General features: G+C 55.0%; 14 protein-coding genes. 8 read left to right on the plus strand and 6 right to left on the minus strand.

All coding sequences use genetic code 11. The features are described from left to right. The first annotated feature begins 1 nt into the window (after position 1). The 5 genes from EBAPG3_RS09095 to EBAPG3_RS09115 all read left to right on the plus strand — a co-directional run bounded on the left by EBAPG3_RS09095 (position 2) and on the right by EBAPG3_RS09115 (position 8,405). Entirely contained in the window at positions 2 to 925 is a 924-nt protein-coding gene (locus EBAPG3_RS09095) for a F0F1 ATP synthase subunit B family protein (RefSeq protein WP_004176665.1), read from the plus strand. Continuing rightward, positions 922 to 2,520 (plus strand): alternate F1F0 ATPase, F1 subunit alpha, encoded by a 1,599-nt coding sequence (locus tag EBAPG3_RS09100; RefSeq protein ID WP_004176666.1) that lies wholly within the window; start codon positions 922 to 924, stop codon positions 2,518 to 2,520. Before EBAPG3_RS09095 ends, EBAPG3_RS09100 begins: the two co-directional genes overlap by 4 nt. Further along, complete coding sequence (locus tag EBAPG3_RS09105; RefSeq protein WP_004176668.1) at positions 2,517 to 3,491, plus strand: F0F1 ATP synthase subunit gamma; 975 nt, start codon at positions 2,517 to 2,519, stop codon at positions 3,489 to 3,491. Before EBAPG3_RS09100 ends, EBAPG3_RS09105 begins: the two co-directional genes overlap by 4 nt. Before the next feature lie 682 nt (positions 3,492 to 4,173). After that, on the plus strand, positions 4,174 to 7,515 hold the full coding sequence (locus tag EBAPG3_RS09110; protein WP_004176672.1) for a hybrid sensor histidine kinase/response regulator: 3,342 nt from the start codon (positions 4,174 to 4,176) through the stop codon (positions 7,513 to 7,515). Further along, on the plus strand, positions 7,512 to 8,405 hold the full coding sequence (locus EBAPG3_RS09115) for a GGDEF domain-containing response regulator (RefSeq protein ID WP_004176673.1): 894 nt from the start codon (positions 7,512 to 7,514) through the stop codon (positions 8,403 to 8,405). The genes EBAPG3_RS09110 and EBAPG3_RS09115 overlap by 4 nt, the downstream gene beginning before the upstream one ends. Positions 8,406 to 8,617: 212 nt before the next feature. On the opposite strand, the gene EBAPG3_RS09120 is transcribed toward EBAPG3_RS09115, so the two are convergent. The 6 genes from EBAPG3_RS09120 to EBAPG3_RS09145 form a co-directional block, all read right to left on the minus strand. Beyond that, positions 8,618 to 9,694, minus strand: a complete 1,077-nt coding sequence (locus EBAPG3_RS09120; RefSeq protein ID WP_151898910.1) for a hypothetical protein — start codon at positions 9,692 to 9,694, stop codon at positions 8,618 to 8,620. Between the two features lie 12 nt (positions 9,695 to 9,706). Beyond that, positions 9,707 to 12,259: a 3-keto-alpha-glucoside-1,2-lyase-like domain-containing protein gene (locus tag EBAPG3_RS09125; RefSeq protein ID WP_085922003.1), complete on the minus strand. Its 2,553-nt coding sequence runs from the start codon at positions 12,257 to 12,259 to the stop codon at positions 9,707 to 9,709. Between the two features lie 576 nt (positions 12,260 to 12,835). After that, the gene (locus EBAPG3_RS09130; RefSeq protein WP_004178047.1) at positions 12,836 to 13,264 is read right to left on the minus strand and encodes an OsmC family protein; all 429 of its coding nucleotides are present in this window, start codon (positions 13,262 to 13,264) and stop codon (positions 12,836 to 12,838) included. A 276-nt stretch (positions 13,265 to 13,540) separates the two neighbouring features. Continuing rightward, positions 13,541 to 15,379 (minus strand): Na+/H+ antiporter NhaA, encoded by a 1,839-nt coding sequence (gene nhaA, locus EBAPG3_RS09135; RefSeq protein WP_004178046.1) that lies wholly within the window; start codon positions 15,377 to 15,379, stop codon positions 13,541 to 13,543. 297 nt (positions 15,380 to 15,676) lie between these two features. After that, positions 15,677 to 15,991 (minus strand): hypothetical protein, encoded by a 315-nt coding sequence (locus tag EBAPG3_RS09140; protein ID WP_004178044.1) that lies wholly within the window; start codon positions 15,989 to 15,991, stop codon positions 15,677 to 15,679. A gap of 96 nt (positions 15,992 to 16,087) precedes the next feature. Then, positions 16,088 to 16,354 (minus strand): hypothetical protein, encoded by a 267-nt coding sequence (locus tag EBAPG3_RS09145; protein ID WP_081607271.1) that lies wholly within the window; start codon positions 16,352 to 16,354, stop codon positions 16,088 to 16,090. 278 nt (positions 16,355 to 16,632) lie between these two features. On the opposite strand from EBAPG3_RS09145, the gene EBAPG3_RS09155 reads away from it, so the two are divergent. The 3 genes from EBAPG3_RS09155 (at position 16,633) to EBAPG3_RS09165 (ending at position 18,531) form a co-directional block, all read left to right on the plus strand. Then, the gene (locus tag EBAPG3_RS09155) at positions 16,633 to 17,556 is read left to right on the plus strand and encodes a mechanosensitive ion channel family protein (RefSeq protein WP_040852354.1); all 924 of its coding nucleotides are present in this window, start codon (positions 16,633 to 16,635) and stop codon (positions 17,554 to 17,556) included. Positions 17,557 to 17,920: 364 nt separating this feature from the next. Beyond that, positions 17,921 to 18,139, plus strand: coding sequence for a hypothetical protein (locus EBAPG3_RS09160; RefSeq protein ID WP_004178040.1), 219 nt, complete (start codon positions 17,921 to 17,923; stop codon positions 18,137 to 18,139). 95 nt (positions 18,140 to 18,234) lie between these two features. Continuing rightward, positions 18,235 to 18,531 carry a hypothetical protein gene (locus EBAPG3_RS09165; RefSeq protein ID WP_004178038.1) on the plus strand — a complete coding sequence of 99 codons (297 nt, stop codon included), beginning with the start codon at positions 18,235 to 18,237 and terminating at the stop codon, positions 18,529 to 18,531. Positions 18,532 to 18,723: the final 192 nt, after the last annotated feature.

Here is an 18,723-nt window from a genome sequence, read left to right on the forward strand (position 1 = left end):
TGTGCTGATCGACTGGTTTACCGTTGTTGCGCAAATCATCAATTTCCTCATCCTAGTATGGTTGTTGAAGCGCTTTTTGTACCAGCCCATCTTCAAGGCTCTGGACGCGCGGGAAAAGAGGATTGCCGCGGAGCTTGCAGCTGCTGCCGCAAGAAAATCAGAAGCGGAAAAGGAGCGCGATACTTTCCGGCAAAAGAATGAAGAGTTGGACCGGCAGCGGGCGGCACTTTTGAGTAAGGCCTCGGCCGAGGCGCAGGCCGAGCGCCACTGGTTGATCGAGGCCGCGCGGACGGATGCGGACAACCTGCGCGCTAGGCGGGAAGAGGCGTTGAAAACAGAGTACCAGGCCCTGAGCGAGGCACTCACCCGGCGAACATGCATGGAAGTGTTCGCTGTCGCGCGCAAGGTGCTGGCCGATCTCGCCAGTACCACTCTCGAGGCGCACATGACGGATGCGTTTATCAGACGCATGCGTGAGTTGAGTCCCGAGGAAAAGGCGAATCTGGCCTCGACAATCAAGGTGTTGCAGCCTGGATCGATGCCTGGAACGACGGCAGCGGGGCTTGGCGTTATGGTTCGCAGCGCATTCGATCTGTCCACGACGCAGCAAAACGCGATTAAAGCGGTGGTCGAGGAAAGCCTGGGTGTGAATATACCGGTTCGCTTTGCGACCGAGCCGGATCTGGTCAGTGGTATTGAATTGATTACACATGGACACAAGGTGGCGTGGAGCATCGCAGGTTATCTCGCGTTGCTGGAAAAGGAAATAGGCAAACTTCTGAAGAATCATGTCGAACCCGGGCCTGAAGCCGAAGGAGAAGCGGAGTCTGCAGTTGAAGTCGGCGATGAGCGCAAACCACGGGGACCTGCAAAAATTGAAAGATTAAACACCCCAAACCTGAAACCTTCCGTGCGTAGCCGATGACCGCAGCAACCAAAAATCTCCAGAGCGTGCTGGACGGCGCATTCGCGCAGATAGCGCAAGCGCGGCAAGCCTGGACGCCGCAACTCACGCTGCGCGAGACAGGCGTGATCACAAGCATTGCCTCCGGCATCGCGAAAGTATCCGGCCTTCCCGGTGTGGGCTTCGACGAGGTGCTGAAGTTTCCGGGTGATTCATATGGCATCGCATTCAATGTCGAAGAAGATGAAATCGGCGTAATTCTGCTCGACGACTACTCGCAACTGCATACCGGCGATGAGGTGGAACGCAGAGATCATGTCATGGACGTGCCGGTGAGCAACGGGTTGATCGGAAGAGTCGTTGACCCGCTGGGACGGCCGCTGGATGGCAAGGCGCCGGTCATTGCCACCCGCCGTCTGCCCATCGAACGCGCCGCTCCATCCATCATGGATCGCGCGCCTGTCACGGTGCCCTTGCAAACCGGCATCAAGGTTATTGATGCGCTCGTTCCGGTTGGCCGCGGCCAGCGCGAATTGATACTTGGTGACCGGCAGACGGGCAAGACTGCCATCGCGCTCGATACGATACTTAATCAACGCAACAAAAATGTGCTGTGCGTTTATTGCGCTATCGGCCAGCATGCGTCCGGCGTGGCCAATGTAGTCGCCACGCTGCGCAAAGAGGGTGCGATGAGGTACACGGTGGCCGTCGTGACGGAAGGCAATGATCCTCCCGGCCTCATCCACATTGCCCCGTATGCCGCGACCAGCATCGCCGAGTATTTTATGGAGCAGGGTCACGACGTTCTGATCGTATATGATGATCTCACGCACCATGCGCGCGCCTACCGCGAGCTGTCTCTTTTGCTGCGCCGCCCGCCAGGGCGCGAGGCCTATCCCGGTGACATTTTTTACATTCACTCGCGGCTGCTGGAGCGCGCAACGCATTTGCGTGAAGAACTCGGTGGCGGCTCGCTAACGGCCCTGCCCATCATCGAGACAGAAGCGCAGGATATTTCCGCCTATATTCCGACCAACCTGATTTCCATCACCGATGGACAGATCTACCTTTCCCCGTCATTGTTCGAATTGGGTGTATTGCCCGCGATCGACGTCGGCAAATCCGTTTCGCGCGTCGGCGGCAAGGCGCAGCGCGGCGTTTACCGTGCGGTGGCGGGGGATCTGAAGCTCGATTATGCCCAGTTCGAAGAGCTGGAAAACTTCGCGCGCTTCGGGGCGCGGCTGGATGCGGATACCCGTAGGATTATCGAGCATGGCCGGCGCATCCGCGCCTGCCTCAAGCAGCCTGAATCCGCACCGGTTTCCGTGCTTGAACAGATTGTCATACTGCTGGCGCTGACTGCCAGGCTGTTTGACGACGTGCCGCTCGATCGCATGGCGGAGGCCGAGCTGGCTGTACGGGAAGCAGCAATGAATATTCCATCGGAGGTAAGCGCGCGCGTCGAAACCGCCATGAATCTGAATGACGAAGATCGTAAATCCATACTACGGATCGCCCGCAAGGCGCTGACTGATTTTTGGTGTGCGCCGGAATCGAAACCAGAGACCGGTTCGGGGATCGGCGTCGGGATCGATCCTGAGCAGGAAAAGCAATGAGCGATACCACCGCGAGTCTGCGGCGAAAAATCGAAGGAGCCAGAGATCTGCGTGCGGTAGTTAGCACCATGAAAGCGCTGGCCGCGGCGAGTGTCGGGCAATACGAAAAATCAGTACGCGCACTGGACGATTATTATCGAACCGTGCAACTTGGCTTGAGCGTCTGCTTCCGCTCAAATGTACCCGCGAGATCGAAGGTCGGCGGGATAAAACCCATGGCCACGCGGAAAAAAGATGCCGATATGACAGGCGCTATCGTATTCGGTTCGGATCAGGGGCTGGTGGGTCAATTCAACGATGTGGTGGCGGATTACACCGTCCAGACTCTGGCGGCTCTGCCGGGTAAGAAAAAGGTCTGGGCGGTGGGCGAGCGTGTACATGACCGGCTGGCATTCACCGGTGTCCCGCTGGCGGGACTTTTCACGGTTCCACTGTCGGTAAAGGCCATTACTCCGCTTGTGGGAAATGTGCTGTTGCAACTGCTGGTACGGGAGCAGGTAGATGGCGATGTGCAGTGGAGAAAGGAGGGCAAGAACGAAGTTACGCAGCTTTATCTTTTTTATAATAACTCCAGGGCGGGAGCGGTGTATGTGCCTGTCCATCAGCGTCTGCTGCCGCTGGATGCAATTTGGCGGCGCGATCTGGCCAACCTTTCCTGGCCGACGAAGAATCTGCCGGAGGTAATGGGTAGTAGTCCCGCAACGCTACAGGCGCTCATTCGGGAGTACCTGTTCGTCTCGCTTTTCCGAGCATGTGCCGAATCCCTTGCAAGCGAGAATGCGAGCCGCCTGGCGGCAATGGAACGAGCTGAAAAAAACATCGACCAATTGAGCGCGGATCTGCATCAGACGTTCTATCGCCTGCGCCAAAGCACGATCGACGAGGAATTATTCGATGTCATATCGGGTATGGAAGCGCTGGCAGGCGCAGAGCAGGCAAGGCATCCGGCGGATAGGGGGATGGATGATTGACGGACCGGAAGAGTCTCTGCAAAGATTCGAATATAGTGTTTGTCCAGCCATGCGCGTATTGAAGTGACCGCAGCGCGCTCCCCCGCTGTCTGACCGCCGGCCCGAAGCTGCTGTAGCCAAAATTCGGGCCTATATTGCACAGAAGCGTTCCAGACCACTGCGACGCCGTTTCTCTCCAAAATTGAAGCTGAATTCTTGTGGCTTCAACGTCCCCTGATTGGTCACATAAACTGCTAGCGCCTGAATTATGCGCGAATGTAGCGATTACATGCCGGACTTTTACCTAATACATTGATTTTTAATAAAAAACCGATTAGAAGGTGTGGCAGCCTACCTGTAAAATGTTACAGCTATTTATAAATAGCCCTTCGTTATTTAATGGAGGGCCAAATCAAGGGCATAAAAGACGGATTCATACACAGGCTTAGCTCGCGAAACATTTGCCATAACTGCTTGTGGCATGTGGATTGCGCGTTCATCCTGCTACGCGATATTTTCCCGGAGTGGCATTGCATATTCTTAGAATAAGGAAACATGGCCCGATTCCGGTGGGGATGGCACACATTGACGCAGCTGCGTTGATCGAAACCCGCAGCAGCAGCGGAATAGCGAAAGCAAAGTCCGGCTTGGCTTAGCTAATGGAATTTTCTGGCGCGGGGTGGCCCGTATTGAAGGAAGAATCATGACTATCCGGAAACTGAGCTATATGTTTTATCTCGTAACCGGAGTGCTTCTTTCCCTGCTCATGTTTTTTATCGTATTTCGCTTCTTTGGGCAACAGGAGCTCGATCAGGTCCAAAGCGCTCGCTATACTTCCTTCGTTATCGCCGACGAGCTGCGCCAGTCGTCGGACGATATGACCCGCATGGTGCGCGCCTATGTCGATACCGGTGATCCCAAGTTTGAACGTTTTTATTGGCAAATACTTGCTATCCGCAACGGCGAACTGGAGCAGCCCCTTCACTATGAGCGTAGTTACTGGGATCTCGTAATGGGTGATCGCGGCTTCCGGCCCAGTCCGGGGGATCAGAAGATTTCTTTAAGAACCCAGATGGAGGGGCTCGGATTCACTGCGGCAGAATTGGAAAAACTTGTGGAAGCCGAAAGCATTTCCAACCAATTGGTGCAATTGGAACGCAGAGCGTTCAATGCAATGAAAGGGCTTTTCTTAGGCCCGACTGGCCAGTTCGATGTGAAGGGGACCCCTGACCCCGAATGGGCTCGTCGCATCCTGCATGATGAGAACTACTATATTGCGAAGGCCAGGATCATGCGACGGGTGAACGAGTTCCATGAATTATTCGGCGCACGCATGTTCAATGCGGTTGCAGTCGCCCGGCACCGCACCGACCTTCATGTATACGGCGTCTTCCTCACGCTCGCCCTGCTTGTGGCCTGGCTTGCACTTTCTTACGGCGTCGTACGGCGAAAAGTACAAAATCTCGTTTGGCTCGAAGACGAGACCAGGAATATCGGAAAAATGGATTATGTCTCTCAATTCGAGATTGATTCAAGTGATGAGATAGGCAATCTTTCTCGTGCCTTTATCACTGCGCAAGCGGAACGCGATCGTTACTTTGACCAATCTCTGGATTTTCTTGCCATCTCGGGTTTTGATGGTTTTTTCAAACGCTTGAATCCTGCCTGGGAAAAGGTCCTGGGTTTCTCACCGGAGGAATTGCTGTGCCAGCCGTTCATGGAGTTTGTCTCGCCCGGCTCCCGCGACGGGACTCGGCTGGAACTGGATAGACTCATGACGGGTATTCCGGTTTCCTTTGAAAGCCGGATGGATTGTAAGGATGACTCTTTCCGCTGGGTTTCATGGAATATCATCGCCACCCTGGATACACAGGAATTTTACTTTTCCGGTCAGGACATTACCGCAAGGAAGAGTATTGAGATGGAGCTGCACAAAGCGCGACAGGCGGCTGAGGCTGCCAGTCTTGCCAAGAGCGACTTCCTGGCAAATATGAGCCACGAGATCCGTACGCCGATGAATGGCGTGCTCGGCACCGTCGGACTGCTCCTGAATACTTCATTAACCCCATCCCAGCGCGAGCTGGCTGGATTGGCACGCGCAAGCGGCGAAACGTTGCTCAACATTATCAATGATATTCTGGATTTCTCGAAAATCGAGGCCGGTAAGCTGGTAATTGCACCCACTCCTTTTGACCTTCTTCAGGCCGTTGAAGAGGTGGCGGGCATGATTGCCATGCAGCCTTCCAGAAAGAATGACGTGAATGTGATCGTGCGATACCCCCCGGATGTGCCACGTTATGTAATTGGTGATCTGGGGCGTATCCGTCAGATATTGACGAATTTAACCAATAATGCCATTAAGTTCACCGATAAGGGCCATGTACTCATCAATGTCGAGGCTGATTCAATTAATGAAGATGAAGCCATGGTGCGCATCAGCGTGGAGGACAGCGGACTGGGAATCGCGGTAGACAAATTGGAGAGTCTTTTCGACAAGTTCACCCAAGCGGATACCTCCACCACGCGCCGCTATGGAGGGACAGGTCTGGGTCTGGCTATCAGCAAGCAATTGGTAAAATTGATGGGTGGTACCATCGCTGCAAAGAGCCGCGTTGGAGTCGGATCAACGTTCTGGTTTACCCTTCGCCTTCCCCTGCAAACGCAACAACCGACTGAAGCGAGGCCGGATGCGGGTCTGGCGCATGCTCGCGTATTGATTGTGGATGATAACTCTGTTAACCGCCTCGTGTTGCAAGAGCAAATCCGTATCTGGAAGATGCGCATCGGAAGCTGCGCTTCAGGCATGGAAGCGCTCCGGGCGCTACGCGGAGCTCATGCCGCCGGTGATCCGTATCAGATTGCAATTCTCGATTATCAAATGCCGGGGATGAACGGAGAAGGGCTGGGTCACGCCATCAAAGCGGACCCTTTGCTCCATGATATCCAACTGGTGATGCTGAGTTCACTGGGACAAGAGGGCGATATCAGGGAGCGGCTCAAGAAAATCGGTTTTGCGGCCTATCTGGTCAAACCAGCACGTCAGTCAGAATTATTGTCGACGCTGGCAAATATCTGGGATGCATATTGCCGCCGTCGCTCCATAGATCTAATAAGCGATCGCCAACTGCTTCTGGAAACTCCTGAGGAACAGATAGCTGACAGCTCAAATTCCCCATTTGCTGGCGCACATGTACTTCTGGCGGAAGACAACGTCACCAATCAGATTGTCGGTGCGACAATGCTGAGAAACCTGGGCTGTCATGTGGATGTTGCCGCCAATGGTAGGGAAGCTGCCCAGATGGTGGATGCTTTCTCCTACGAAATGGTGTTCATGGATTGCGAGATGCCGGAAATGGATGGCTTCGAAGCCACTGCCGCGATTCGTCACCGGCCCGACAGTAAATCCCGGCTTCCCATCATTGCGGTAACGGCGCAGGCCATGCTGGGAGATCAAGAATATTGCCTGCTCGCCGGCATGGATGATTACATCAGCAAGCCGGTGAAACAGGAAGATTTTGCCGCCGCTTTGAAACGATGGGGACCAGGGAGAAACCACGAATGGAAGAATGAGGCACAACAATATCGAACAAGGAATGAGAATGAGAAAGCGGTTCGCGTTGATACTTTGGACTCGTCCTTGCCCCGAATGCCTTCTTCCAATGCTTCGTGCGCATTGAGTATCGAAGTCATCGCAAATCTGCGCGCGTTGGGAGAAGCAACGGAACCATCGTTGATCAGCCGGATATTTGTGGCGTTCGTGAGCGAAAGCGCTGAGCGCATAAACCTGCTACGAAACTCCCTGGATAGGAGCGATGCCGAGCTTCTGCGCAAGACGGCTCACGCCCTCAGAGGCGCCAGTGGCAGTGTCGGTGCGCAAGACATGGCGGATATTGCTCGGCAACTGGAGGCTCTGGGTAAAGCCGGCAACATGACTGGAGGAGTCGCGTTAATGGAACGGATTGAAGGCGAATTTGACCGCGTGAGGGCTGAGATTGCTGCGCTGGGTATATATACCGAACCCACGTCTTATGGAGCCCGATCATGAAGATATTAGTGGCGGAAGACGATACTACTTCGCGCCTTTTGTTTGGTGCGACCCTCAGGAAACTGGGATACACCGTAACGGCGGTGGAAAACGGGCAGAAGGCCTGGGAGGCCTGGGAACAGGATGAGTATTCCCTGCTCATCTCTGATTGGATGATGCCGGATATCGATGGACCTCAATTGTGCAAAATGATCCGCGCCGAGCCCAGTCTGCGATATACATACATCATTCTTCTGACCGCGCTGGATGGCAAGGGCAGCTACCTGGAAGGCATGGACGCCGGCGCCGATGATTTCATTACCAAGCCTTTCGATGAAGAACAATTGGTAGCTCGGCTACGGGTTGCCGAGCGGATACTTGCATTGCATAAAAAATTGCATATCCAGGCCACATACGACCGCCTTACTGGCGTATGGAATCGGGCCGCAATCATGGACCATCTGGAAAAGGAGGTGGGCCGGGCGGCGTGCCAGAGCACTTCCATCGGTGTTTTGGTGGCCGACCTTGATCATTTCAAACGAATCAACGATGCTTATGGACATCCCGCCGGTGACACGGTGTTGCAAGAGGCAGTCCGGCGCATGTGCCTGGTACTGCGTCCTCATGATCGGATAGGACGTTATGGGGGTGAGGAATTCCTCATCATAGCGCCGGAGTGTACGGAGAATGATGTGGTGATCCTGGCCGAACAAATTCGTAATTCCATCAGCAGGGAGCCCGTCGATAGCCAGTCCGGAGGAATTCCCATGACTGTAAGCCTGGGTGTAACGATTGGCGGTAATCAGGTCGGCGGGGATGCAGGTACGCTTATCGCAGCTGCTGATAAGGCACTTTATCGAGCAAAGATAGCAGGCCGCAATCGAGTCGAATTCTCAAATCTGGAAGTATGATCCCATAATTTACAAGCATTTTAATACACGCGCTGATTCGGTTGCTCTGCCGCAGCATCAGCGCACGCACGCTGTCGGCGACCTGGCTGCTATGCGGCGCGGCAATATGCAAGGCCCATGGAAACCTGTCTGCCCGATCTGAGGGGGGCGGTGGAAGCCCATCGTGACGGCGGATAATTTATTTTGCCGGGCTCTTGCCATCGCAGTACTGGTCAGTGTGCGCTGTCGAGGGGCGAAAGACGGAAAAGATTGGGCTTGCCCGCTTGTTTGATGTCGATGCCTATCCAGGGATGCATGTCGCTGTCGATCACCAGGCCTTCCGCCTTTTCCAGCCCGGGGGGGAGCTTCCAGTAGGTGCCGCGATCCAGTCCTACCTTATTTTCGCTTGGCTTCAGGATGGGTTGCAGGCGAATCAGGGTGGAACTTTCCTGCGAGAGCAGGTAAATACCCCCATCCGGGCCGAGCGTAATCTCGCTGGCATCCGTGGCGAGTTCTCGCAGATGGTTCGAGAATTCCCACATTTTCAGCGCTACCAGCCGGCGTTGAAAAGGGAAAATAGCTCGGTTTGCGCGATAAACAATCGGGTCCTCGGAACCTGTTTTCAACCCGCTGAACGCCTCGTCTTCCTGCAGAAATGTTGTCGGCCCGTATCCCATCGGGGAGTCGCCTTCCGGTCCGAATTCAACCAGCAGGGCCGGTTTTTTCTCCTTGAGGACGAGAATATGCCCCTTTTTCATGAGGATCATCCCTTCGCCACGGGAGTTGGAGTGGACTTTCCAAAGCGAATCGAGTTGGCCGATGCTTGAGACATCCAGCGCGAAACTCCCTCGCGCTTGCTGCAAATCTTGGTCCAGGCATGAGACTTCGCTGCGGCTTTCGCTCAACATGCAGATCGTATCCTTGCCATCCGCTGCGATAGCCTCCCATTGGGATGCATCCCCCTCACTCCTGCCTATAGTGTCCGCGACATCGTGTGCTTCGATAATGACGGTGCCCGATACGCCATCAATGCGAAATTGGGCGACCTGGTAGTCCGAATCGCCAACGGCATAGAGGCTTACTTCATTTGTTCCCCCATTCCGATTTTTTATAGCGCGCACGATGGCGAGTCCCGACAGTTCTGCGATGGGAACGTTAAACTGCTCACGGATGGCCAGCGGTTTTTGCGGGATTCCGAGAGCGGCTTCGGGCCCCGAAAAGGCCACGTTCCCGAAGCTGCCCCAGGCGCAGGCAAGGTAGATGCAGGCTGCAAGCATCCGCTTCATCGATTCAAGCATGTCTCTGGCCAAGATGAAAACTCGTTAAAGTACTTTAATCTGAATTTTGCGGAACGCGACTCGCCCGGTATGGGTTTGCAAACCGATAAAACTGGGTACGCTTCCCAAACTGGGCTGGCCGCGCGCCGCATCGGGGTTGTCGTACTCAGTGATTATTATGCCATTGAGGAGTACGGTGTAGTGCTGGCCCTGGGCATGAATCTCGAACTCATTCCACTCCCCTACCGGCTTGACCGGGAGATTTGCCGGGTCATTGGGCGCGGCGAAGCCATAAATCGCGCCGGTCTTGCGAATGGGCACGCCGTCGGGACGTGCGAGCTGATCGATCTGGACCTCGAACCCGAAATTAATCGCGACGTAGGCGGTGTTGTTGTAATTCTTGCTGTCCGGGTGCGGAAAGCGGATGAACACGCCGGAATTGTCATCCTCGCGCCAGCGCAACCATTCAAGTTTAAGCACAAAGTCCTGAGGTGCGGGGTCGGTATGCCAGAACATGCCCAAGTCATTTCCAGGCACCGATTCCAGGGCGCCATTCACAAGGAGCATACCACCGGGATTATTGTTCGCCTGGTTCGTGATGGTCGACATGCGCCATTTGCCCGTGCTTGCGCCGTCGAACAGCATGGTGAATCCCGCATCCGGGTGAAAGGGCGCAACAGTGAATTGCTCCGCCAGGCGGCGTGCCAGCGCAACCCCAGTGAGCATGGGGTTTGGCGAGCCCACTGTCGGAAACAGGGCCGGTCCTGCAACATAGGTATTCTCGACAAAGTGGAAACGGGCATTGGAGTCGGTGACGGAAGAGCCTGGATCGTCGCCCATGCAGAGCGGGCCCGCCTCGTGATGGGTAGTGCCCATGCCGTCGCGGCGCCCGCCCTCCCAGCCTGGCTTATAGGGTACGAGTTGCTTCAGGTCGGCCGTTGCCGCAACGGTCTGAGGACCCGTTGCCGTGAAAACGGTGAAATCGCGGCCTCCGGCGAATACTTTGGCTACGTCATCGGAGGCCTTGTCCATGGCGTCCCATAATTCGAAGTCGTTCGCACCGAGATTGTAGGTAACCATTGCGCGCCGCATGCCCACCTCATCGGTTTCGTTCGTCAATGTGATATTGCTGCCCGGATTTTGTTCCTGGGTTTCGCCGATGCCGCGAATGGTAATGACCACCGTGTGGTCGTTTACCTCCTGCAAGGGGAGCACGCTATCCAGATCAGGAATTTTCTTGAAAAGCTCCGCCTCGGAATCTGCGCTGAGTTTATCCAGCCCCGCCGCCGTGATCTGCAAATGAAAATAACCCTTGCCTGAACCATCGGTGAAGGCGTGCCTGCCTTTGACGAATAAGGCGGATGCCTGAAGCGCTTTTACCGCCGGACTGAGACTCGACAATGATGTGCGCGGAATGCTGATAGTAAGATTGGAGCGCAGGTGCGCCATCAGATTCTGGCCTATCCTGTGGTAGTTCGTGATTCCCTGAAAAGAGAGCAGGGCAAGGCGGGCGCTTTCTATGGTGCCCAGCGCGATGATGACTTTACCATTATCCGCCACGGGGACCGTTACGCGCTGTTTTTGCACATTGGATCCGTCGCCGCAAACTGGCAGGTAAGTTTCGCATTCCACGCCGGTCACCTGCCCAAGCCCGTTCTGGATAGCCGTGACAAGCCGGATTACGCGGCAGTGAGGCACCGCCATGAATCGTTTCTTGACATCGTCGGGATAGCCGATAGCCAGTGCCGATTCGGTGGAAGCCGAGCGTGCCGCCTTGATCAGCAGAGGCGCTGCGCTGAACTTGTTAAAAGGAAAGAATCCGGAGCCTGCACGGCTCTGGACTGCCAGGGGAGCTTCCAGCTTGCACTGTTCCTTGTGTTCGGCGGATGTGGCGGGCGGCAGGTGCATGTGCAGGGGCAATTCGGCCGGCTTGATCGCCTCGGGGACCTGATTGCCGTTGATCCCGTCAAACAATTGTTTGCGCAACGCGTAATGCATGGGGCCGCTGATAAAATCATTCGTTTGATCGGTACCGATTTGTTGCGCGGCCTCCGCAAAATACCTGGTGTTCAGGTCGCTCACCACGCTGGCGGGCCACCGATCCGGCGGCATTTCGGTATCGGTGGCAGTATCCAGCAATTGCGGCGACCAGCCGCCAAAATAGAGGGAGCGCCCTCCGAAACAATAGGCCAATCCGGGGAACCCGCCCGGCACTTTTGCGGGATCCGCGCGCCAGGGCAGTCCCCAGATCTCGGCGCGCGGCACGAATGGGTCGGTTTCGGTGGGTGGCGGCACACCAAGTCCGATCGGCGGATAGTTTTGCACATGCTCTGTCAGTACCAGCGAGCCAGCGTCGAGTACCAGAATGCGGTGACTGTGCGTTTTGTCCTGCGAGAACAGGTGCTGCGCAAATACGGGTCCGAAGCTGCCGCCGCCGACGACGATTACATCGAAGGGTCGGGCATCGCTGGTGGGAGAGCCATCCGGCCGCTGCCTGTTCTTATCGGTGCTATTCAGGGCTTCATCAAGCCCATTGGCGATGTAACGGCCGAGAACGTCTTTGGTAAAGTCGGTGGTCTGGGGGGTGCTCGCAGTCATTTAAGATTTCCTCGCGTCATGGTTGCCATTGTCACGGAATGGGTCACTCACCGGGGCGGATGGCGGATGAGAAAAACGGGAATAAAGTCGCGCTAATTATCTATAGACCAATCCAGGAAACAATTCAAAGATATCTCCCGGAATTTTTTTAAATGGGATCTCGGGCTGAAGACCGCGATTCTGCTGATTTTGTCTCTCGACCATGTACTTCAGTCCAATAGGCAGCACGTTCAGAGGGGGTAAGATGCGACTTGAGGGGATACTAGGGCCTGTTAACACTTATTTCGCATCCGTGACGGTAACGGATTTCATCCAGCACGAGGCATGAGCCGCGCGGCGGAGCAGACCTCAGTAAGCGGCGAGTAACAAAGGGCTGATGAAATCCGTTCCGTCCCTCCGGGTTGCGCACAAAAAACGCCGGTGCGAAATAAGTGTTAACAGGCCCTAGCTTTCCTTCATGGTAACGGGACGATTTGGCCCGGCGGAGTAATCCTCCGCCGGGCATTTTCTGGCTGCTACAACGGTGATGGGTAACCCAGACTGCCAACCTGGCTTGGCTCGGCCACCATGCGGGAGCTATGATTCCAGCCTGGCGTCCATTGTGATTTTTGCCTTCAATAGCTTGGATACCGGGCATCCCATTTTTGCCTTGTTGGCGATTTCCTCGAATTTCGTTTTATCCGCACCGGGAATTTTTGCCGCTACAGTAAGATGGCTTGCGGTGATTTCGAAGTCCTCCCCGACTTTGTCCAGCGTTACATCAGCATGCGTTTCGATCTTCTCGGGGGTCAGCCCCGCCTCGCCGAGCATCAAGGATAGCGCCATGGAAAAACAGCCCGCATGCGCGGCGCCAATCAGCTCTTCGGGATTGGTGCCTTTGCCGTTTTCGAATCTTGCCTTGAATCCATACGGTGCTTCCTTTAACACGCCGGTTTCGGTGGAGATGGTGCCGCCACCATCCCTGATGCCGCCCTTCCAGACTGCCCATGCTTTCTTCGTCGTCATGATCGTTCCTGGTTGATAAATAAGCAGATTGCGCCCGAAATTACGCCGGGTCTGTTCGGTTCCATACGGATCGGGAGCGAAGGGCTGTAGGATGAATGGAGCGTAGCGACCCATCGTTCTGTTTGTTGTCTGCTTTCTTTCCTCCGCTGGGCGCCTCTGGACGATGTTCAGATGGTACGTTGGGTGGGTGCGTCGTGTTGTATTGATGGGTCGCGTTACCTCAACCCATCCTGCATAAGCTGTCCGGCTGCTCCGGATTAACAGAAATGTCAGGGCTTAATTTGAAGCGGACCCCGCATTCCACAATATCGCCGTTCCAATAATCGCCGATACAATCGAGCCCGCGAAGATCGCTATTTTGACAGCGGCAAAATCAGCTTCAAACTCAAAAGCTTGACTCGCTATGAAAAGCGACATGGTGAAGCCGATACCAGCCAGGGCTCCCGCCCCGCCCAGTTGACGCCAGGAGCATGCCACGGGTTTGGTTGCGATGCCCAGCCGGATGGCCAGCGCCGCCGCGGCGACGAACCCGAGCGGTTTGCCAACCACCAGTGCGACCGCGGTACCGAACATGAGTGCCATCTGACCGCCGAGCGCCCCGATCTCTATCGCCACACCGCCATTGACCAGGGCGAAGAGGGGCAGGACTATATAGCTCGATCTTGGCGCGACATGACGAAGCATGCGTTCAGCCGGGGATTCCAGCCGGTCATGGATAGCGTCCAACGCTTCAAGGGAGGGTTCGGACGGCCCATAGCGCATGACTTCTTTACCCCGCTTCGTTTCCGCTGTCAGGATCGCATCGGCTTGCAGCATCAGCGCCCTGAGGTTGGGCGGCGGGCGGGTCGGGATAAAGAGCGCGAGAATGACTCCCGCCAGAGTCGCATGGATCCCGCTGGCATGTACGCAGGCCCAGAGGCCGATTCCCAGGAATACATAAGGTGAAGCGCGATAGATGCCGCTCCGGTTGACCAGCGCCAGCAATCCCGTGATAGCAGCGGCACCGGCGAGATAGTTACCTCGCACCTCATCGGTATAAAAGATCGCCACGACAATAATGGCGCCGATGTCATCGACAATGGCGGCTGCAGTCAGAAAAACTCGCAATTCGATGGGTACCCGCCTGCCCATCATGGCAATCAGTGCAACTGCGAATGCGGTATCGGTCGCCATCGGCACGCCCCATCCCAACGACCATGCATCTTCCGGTCCTCCCGGCACCAGAAGCAGATATACCAGCGCCGGCATTGCCATGCCACCAACGGCTGCAGCGACCGGCAGCATCGCGGATTGACGACTGGCGAGATGGCCCACCGTGAATTCCCGCTTGATTTCCAGGCCGACCACCAGAAAAAAGATAACCAGCAGCCCGTCATTTATCCAGTGGTGCAGCGAGAGATGAAACGACGCGCCGCCAAAGGTGATGCCAAAGGGCTGATCCCAGAATTCGTTAAAGTCGGGACCGAAGGGGGAATTACTCAGCGCAATGGCAATCCCGGTTGTCAACAGCAGCAGAATACCGGTCGAAGGCGCCCACTTGGCGAAGTCCAGTGCGGCCGCATGGACGACATGACCCAGGGAACCGAGCATCGCCTCCGAAAGTGAGCTGGCGTCCCAGGGGCCGTCGTAGCGGCGGCCATTAATGAAAAATGTCGGCGTGACGATGACGCCGCTGGCCTCGGCGCTCTCCACATCCGCATCCACACGTGCTTTTGCACCTAGCGTACCCTCTTCATTCCGAGGGGCATTTTTCTCTTCGAGAATCTGGTCGGCGGCGATAGTGTGTAGGTCGTCCGCGGTGAGCGTGGCGGAGTGGGTCATCAGCGCGACATGCACATGCCAGAAGCGCGCCGGATCACTGTATGATTCCACAAGCTCGGCGGCGCGGCGGGCGATATCACTGCCGGGCAGCGGCCGATGGCGGAAGACGTAGCGCAAACGGTTGCCGAAACGATTGCGCATTTCAGCAACGCGCTCGTGGGCGGCGCGGGAGGAAGGGTCCGCGTAGCTACCGTATTCGACTAACGTGATCTCGGCATCGGGCGGCCCCAGTATGTGGTCGTATGCCTCGTCGACTGGCCGGTCAAGCCGATTGGCGGGGGCTTCGGGTGTCATTTATTACGTGGTGCATTCACTGGGCTCTCGCGTGGATGAAGATTGTTTCCGCTTGAAATCCCGTTCGGTCCCGAGTTGACAATCGGTGCGGCCTGGCAGCCTGTTGGAGGTAAAGGAAATCGGATGCGAAGCCGGGTCTTAAAGCATCGTGCCAGTCCATATTTCGCCGCTTTTTAGCCAATAGAACCGCTATTGGGCTTCAAAATCGTCAAAATCTGTCCTCCCGGTCGCTTTTTCGCTTCGATTCTACGGCCGACAGGCTGCTAGCGATTGCCAGCTATGCGGAGTATTCCCGGTTCAGAGAAGTTTCAGGGTTCGTGGAAAACGGCTATCCACCCATTCCCAGACATCCGGAGGCAAATATCCCGCCACAGCCACGGCAATTTCCGTCAGAAGAAATTGGAAACTGTCGCTTCCGTAATTTCCGAGGGTACTTACCAATTGTTCAGGCTCGGCATTCGTCTCAAATACGATGGCACATACGTGCTCGCCTGATGTCACGATTCGCCAATCGCTGCCGGACAAGGTTTCGACTTCATCACGGATATGCCGTACCGTTACCGCATACTCTTTCAGATAGGGGTAGCAAAACGTAAGCTGATAAAGGGCCATGATCTTTCGGGGAAAATAAACAAATGTGTGGGGTGAGGCTCAAAACTTTGAGCCACTCCCCTCGCATAGTGTACCCCACGCAAGGTAGCCGCATCATCAATAGATAAGCACACCGGTGGACGCTATTGTGGAGTCGGGAGATTCGAACTCCTGGTTTTCGATATGTGCGATCGCTCGTGATAGCGCGTCCCGAAGTTCCCGTGCCTGATCCGCGTGCATCATATAGGGCCTGCCTGGATCAGCTTCGGAGAGTTTCTGCCGATCATGCGCCAGAAAAGGGAAGCGCACAGAAAGAACTCCGTCAACCGGTACTGTTTTTATTTCCCACCCCGTAATCGGGAACAGAAAAAAATCATTGTCCATGGAAAGGCTCCTGCTGAAAGTTTGACGGCCTTTAGTGTATCAAAGGGAGTCTTCGATACTTCGTTAACTAGCGCACATAGATAAACGTCTTTATGTTGGATAATGTTCTCGTATCCTTCTCCTCATCCTCCATTGATCCTTCAGGCCGCAGTCGCCAACTTGTTGCGAAGTCTTCCGGTGAGCAGCGCTTGCTGCAAGGGACTGATTCAACGGCCTCATCAGTGGCAGTAAAATCATGGGCGGAGGAATTCAGCGGACTGATAAATCAGGATGGATAAATGGACCTAATCGCCCGGTTTTTAAATCAATTTAACTGGCAAACCCTCATGTTTGCAACCCTGCGAATCATGTTTATCAGCCTTGCGGCATGGGTACTGCTTTCGGTCATCAAGTTACTACTGGGCCGGATGCAGCGATCGCTGATTAGCAGGGCCAGCGAACAGGGAGAAATGGCTACTGAAGCGGCCAAGCGTATCGAAACGCTGATCCGGCTGTTGCGCCAGGCGGTGGTGATTATCGTTTGGGTGATCGTGGGTCTGGTGATTCTGAGAGAGTTGAATGTCGAGATAGCGCCCATTCTCGCGAGCGCGGGCGTTGTCGGTCTCGCCGTGGGCTTTGGTGCGCAGAATTTGGTGCGCGACGTGATTTCAGGATTTTTCATGATCCTGGAAAACCAGATCAGGGTGGGCGACGTGGCTATAGTCAATGGCACAGGTGGACTGGTGGAGCGGGTCAATTTTCGTACTATTGTCCTGCGCGATGAGGCGGGCACCGTGCATGTGTTTCCCAATGGGACCATTAACACACTTGCGAATATGACCCAGGAGTGGTCGGCATACGTGTTTGAGGTCAGGGTCGCTTACAGGGAAGATATGGATAAAGTCATGGCTGTCATGCGCAATACTGGCGCGGCATTGCGTAAGGATGAAACATTCGGCCCCCTGATGGTGGAGGATGTCGAGATATACGGTGTCGACAGCTTTCAGGATTCCGCGGTGGTCATCAAGGGGCGCCTGCGCACGAGGCCGATCAAACAATGGAGCGTCGGGCGCGAATATCGCCGGCGCCTGAAGCTTGCGTTTGAGCGGGAAGGTATCGAAATACCCTTTCCGCATCATTCCATCTACTTTGGCGAGACCGGCAACGCGTTGATGGCAGCGCTTATCAATCAGAAAAATGCCATGAAAACGGATGAGCTGTGAGTACCGGCTGTTCGCATATTCGAAGAGAATTTGCCTCCAGACGTTCCACGGGTGAAGGGACTGTGTAACACGTATCCCATCATACCCAGCGCCCAACCGAATCGGCGGGCTTGATTTAGCGGTGTTGTTTTACGATCTGCTATCTTTTTTTCATCAGCTACGCGCTTTACCGCCCCCCATAGCGCAACAGTTTTGCAGCGGCTTGAAGCGCCGGGAAATTTTAGATAAGATAATGCATCTTTTGGATGGCTGCCCATTTTGGGATTCGGGATAATTCCGCCGCTTCCATGAAGATGCCCCGGCCAATTCATTATACTTGCTGTTGCCTGACAAATTCAGACCTGGCTATCTCACTAGAAGGCTCATGAGGAAAATTCTATTCATTTTATTCCCCGCGTTGCTCTCCGGCCAGGTGTTTGCACAAAAAGCAGAGCCTCGGGAGTACCCTTGGGAAAAAGCCGCAAAACGTATCGAAGCGGATGAGGCAAAGGCAGGGCGGTCCAAAAAAATAGAGCAGCAGGGCGAGACCGGCACTAAAACGCCCGAGAAAAATATCGACGCCGAAAACAAGAAGGGCAAATAAAGGTCAATTCCTTCCGGTAAACGCAGCTCCCCGCATACTTCCGCAAAGCCACAGCGCCCCTACTGATAAAAGCACGGACCTTTCAGGGATTTTCCATGGGTGCGTTGATTTTTTACATCGCGATCTATTTCATTGGTTATTACGCCGCACACCTGCTTAACCAGAAGGTTGGCCGCATCTTAATTCGGAACCGCCGGATCGCGGGCCTCATTCTCGTCCTCACAGTCAGCATGGCTCACGGTTACAAGATAGTAAGCACGCTGCCGCCTCATGATCACAATGATGGGGCAGGGCATGCGCTGGGGCTATACGTCATCATGCCGGTCATGATCATCGTGATTGCGGTTTTGTATCTCATGTGGCGGGAAGGAAATGATGACGACTTATCATAGATAAGCACGGTATCCGGTACTTTCTCCCTTGCTCATATACTTGGCATGGTGCTCATAGGATCCGGGGCCTATGGATAGCACCATCTGAGGAACCGCTGGATAATCAGAAATAGGATTGGATCAGCATGGATGTAATCCAACGGCTCTCAGCCGATTGAATTCATTGCGGCAATGTGGCAAGCGAGTTTCAAG

The organism is Nitrosospira lacus (assembly GCF_000355765.4).
GTDB classification, from domain to species: domain Bacteria; phylum Pseudomonadota; class Gammaproteobacteria; order Burkholderiales; family Nitrosomonadaceae; genus Nitrosospira; species Nitrosospira lacus.

What these genes read in the sequence shown, in the direction of transcription:
- EBAPG3_RS09100 (WP_004176666.1), top strand. Translation starts at nt 922, where the DNA reads ATGACCGCAGCAACCAAAAATCTCCAGAGCGTGCTGGACGGCGCATTC.
- EBAPG3_RS09105 (WP_004176668.1), top strand. Translation starts at nt 2,517, where the DNA reads ATGAGCGATACCACCGCGAGTCTGCGGCGAAAAATCGAAGGAGCCAGA.
- EBAPG3_RS09110 (WP_004176672.1), top strand. Translation starts at nt 4,174, where the DNA reads ATGACTATCCGGAAACTGAGCTATATGTTTTATCTCGTAACCGGAGTG.
- EBAPG3_RS09115 (WP_004176673.1), top strand. Translation starts at nt 7,512, where the DNA reads ATGAAGATATTAGTGGCGGAAGACGATACTACTTCGCGCCTTTTGTTT.
- EBAPG3_RS09125 (WP_085922003.1), bottom strand. Translation starts at nt 12,259, where the DNA reads ATGACTGCGAGCACCCCCCAGACCACCGACTTTACCAAAGACGTTCTC.
- EBAPG3_RS09130 (WP_004178047.1), bottom strand. Translation starts at nt 13,264, where the DNA reads ATGACGACGAAGAAAGCATGGGCAGTCTGGAAGGGCGGCATCAGGGAT.
- nhaA (WP_004178046.1), bottom strand. Translation starts at nt 15,379, where the DNA reads ATGACACCCGAAGCCCCCGCCAATCGGCTTGACCGGCCAGTCGACGAG.
- EBAPG3_RS09140 (WP_004178044.1), bottom strand. Translation starts at nt 15,991, where the DNA reads ATGGCCCTTTATCAGCTTACGTTTTGCTACCCCTATCTGAAAGAGTAT.
- EBAPG3_RS09145 (WP_081607271.1), bottom strand. Translation starts at nt 16,354, where the DNA reads ATGGACAATGATTTTTTTCTGTTCCCGATTACGGGGTGGGAAATAAAA.
- EBAPG3_RS09155 (WP_040852354.1), top strand. Translation starts at nt 16,633, where the DNA reads ATGGACCTAATCGCCCGGTTTTTAAATCAATTTAACTGGCAAACCCTC.
- EBAPG3_RS09160 (WP_004178040.1), top strand. Translation starts at nt 17,921, where the DNA reads ATGAGGAAAATTCTATTCATTTTATTCCCCGCGTTGCTCTCCGGCCAG.
- EBAPG3_RS09165 (WP_004178038.1), top strand. Translation starts at nt 18,235, where the DNA reads ATGGGTGCGTTGATTTTTTACATCGCGATCTATTTCATTGGTTATTAC.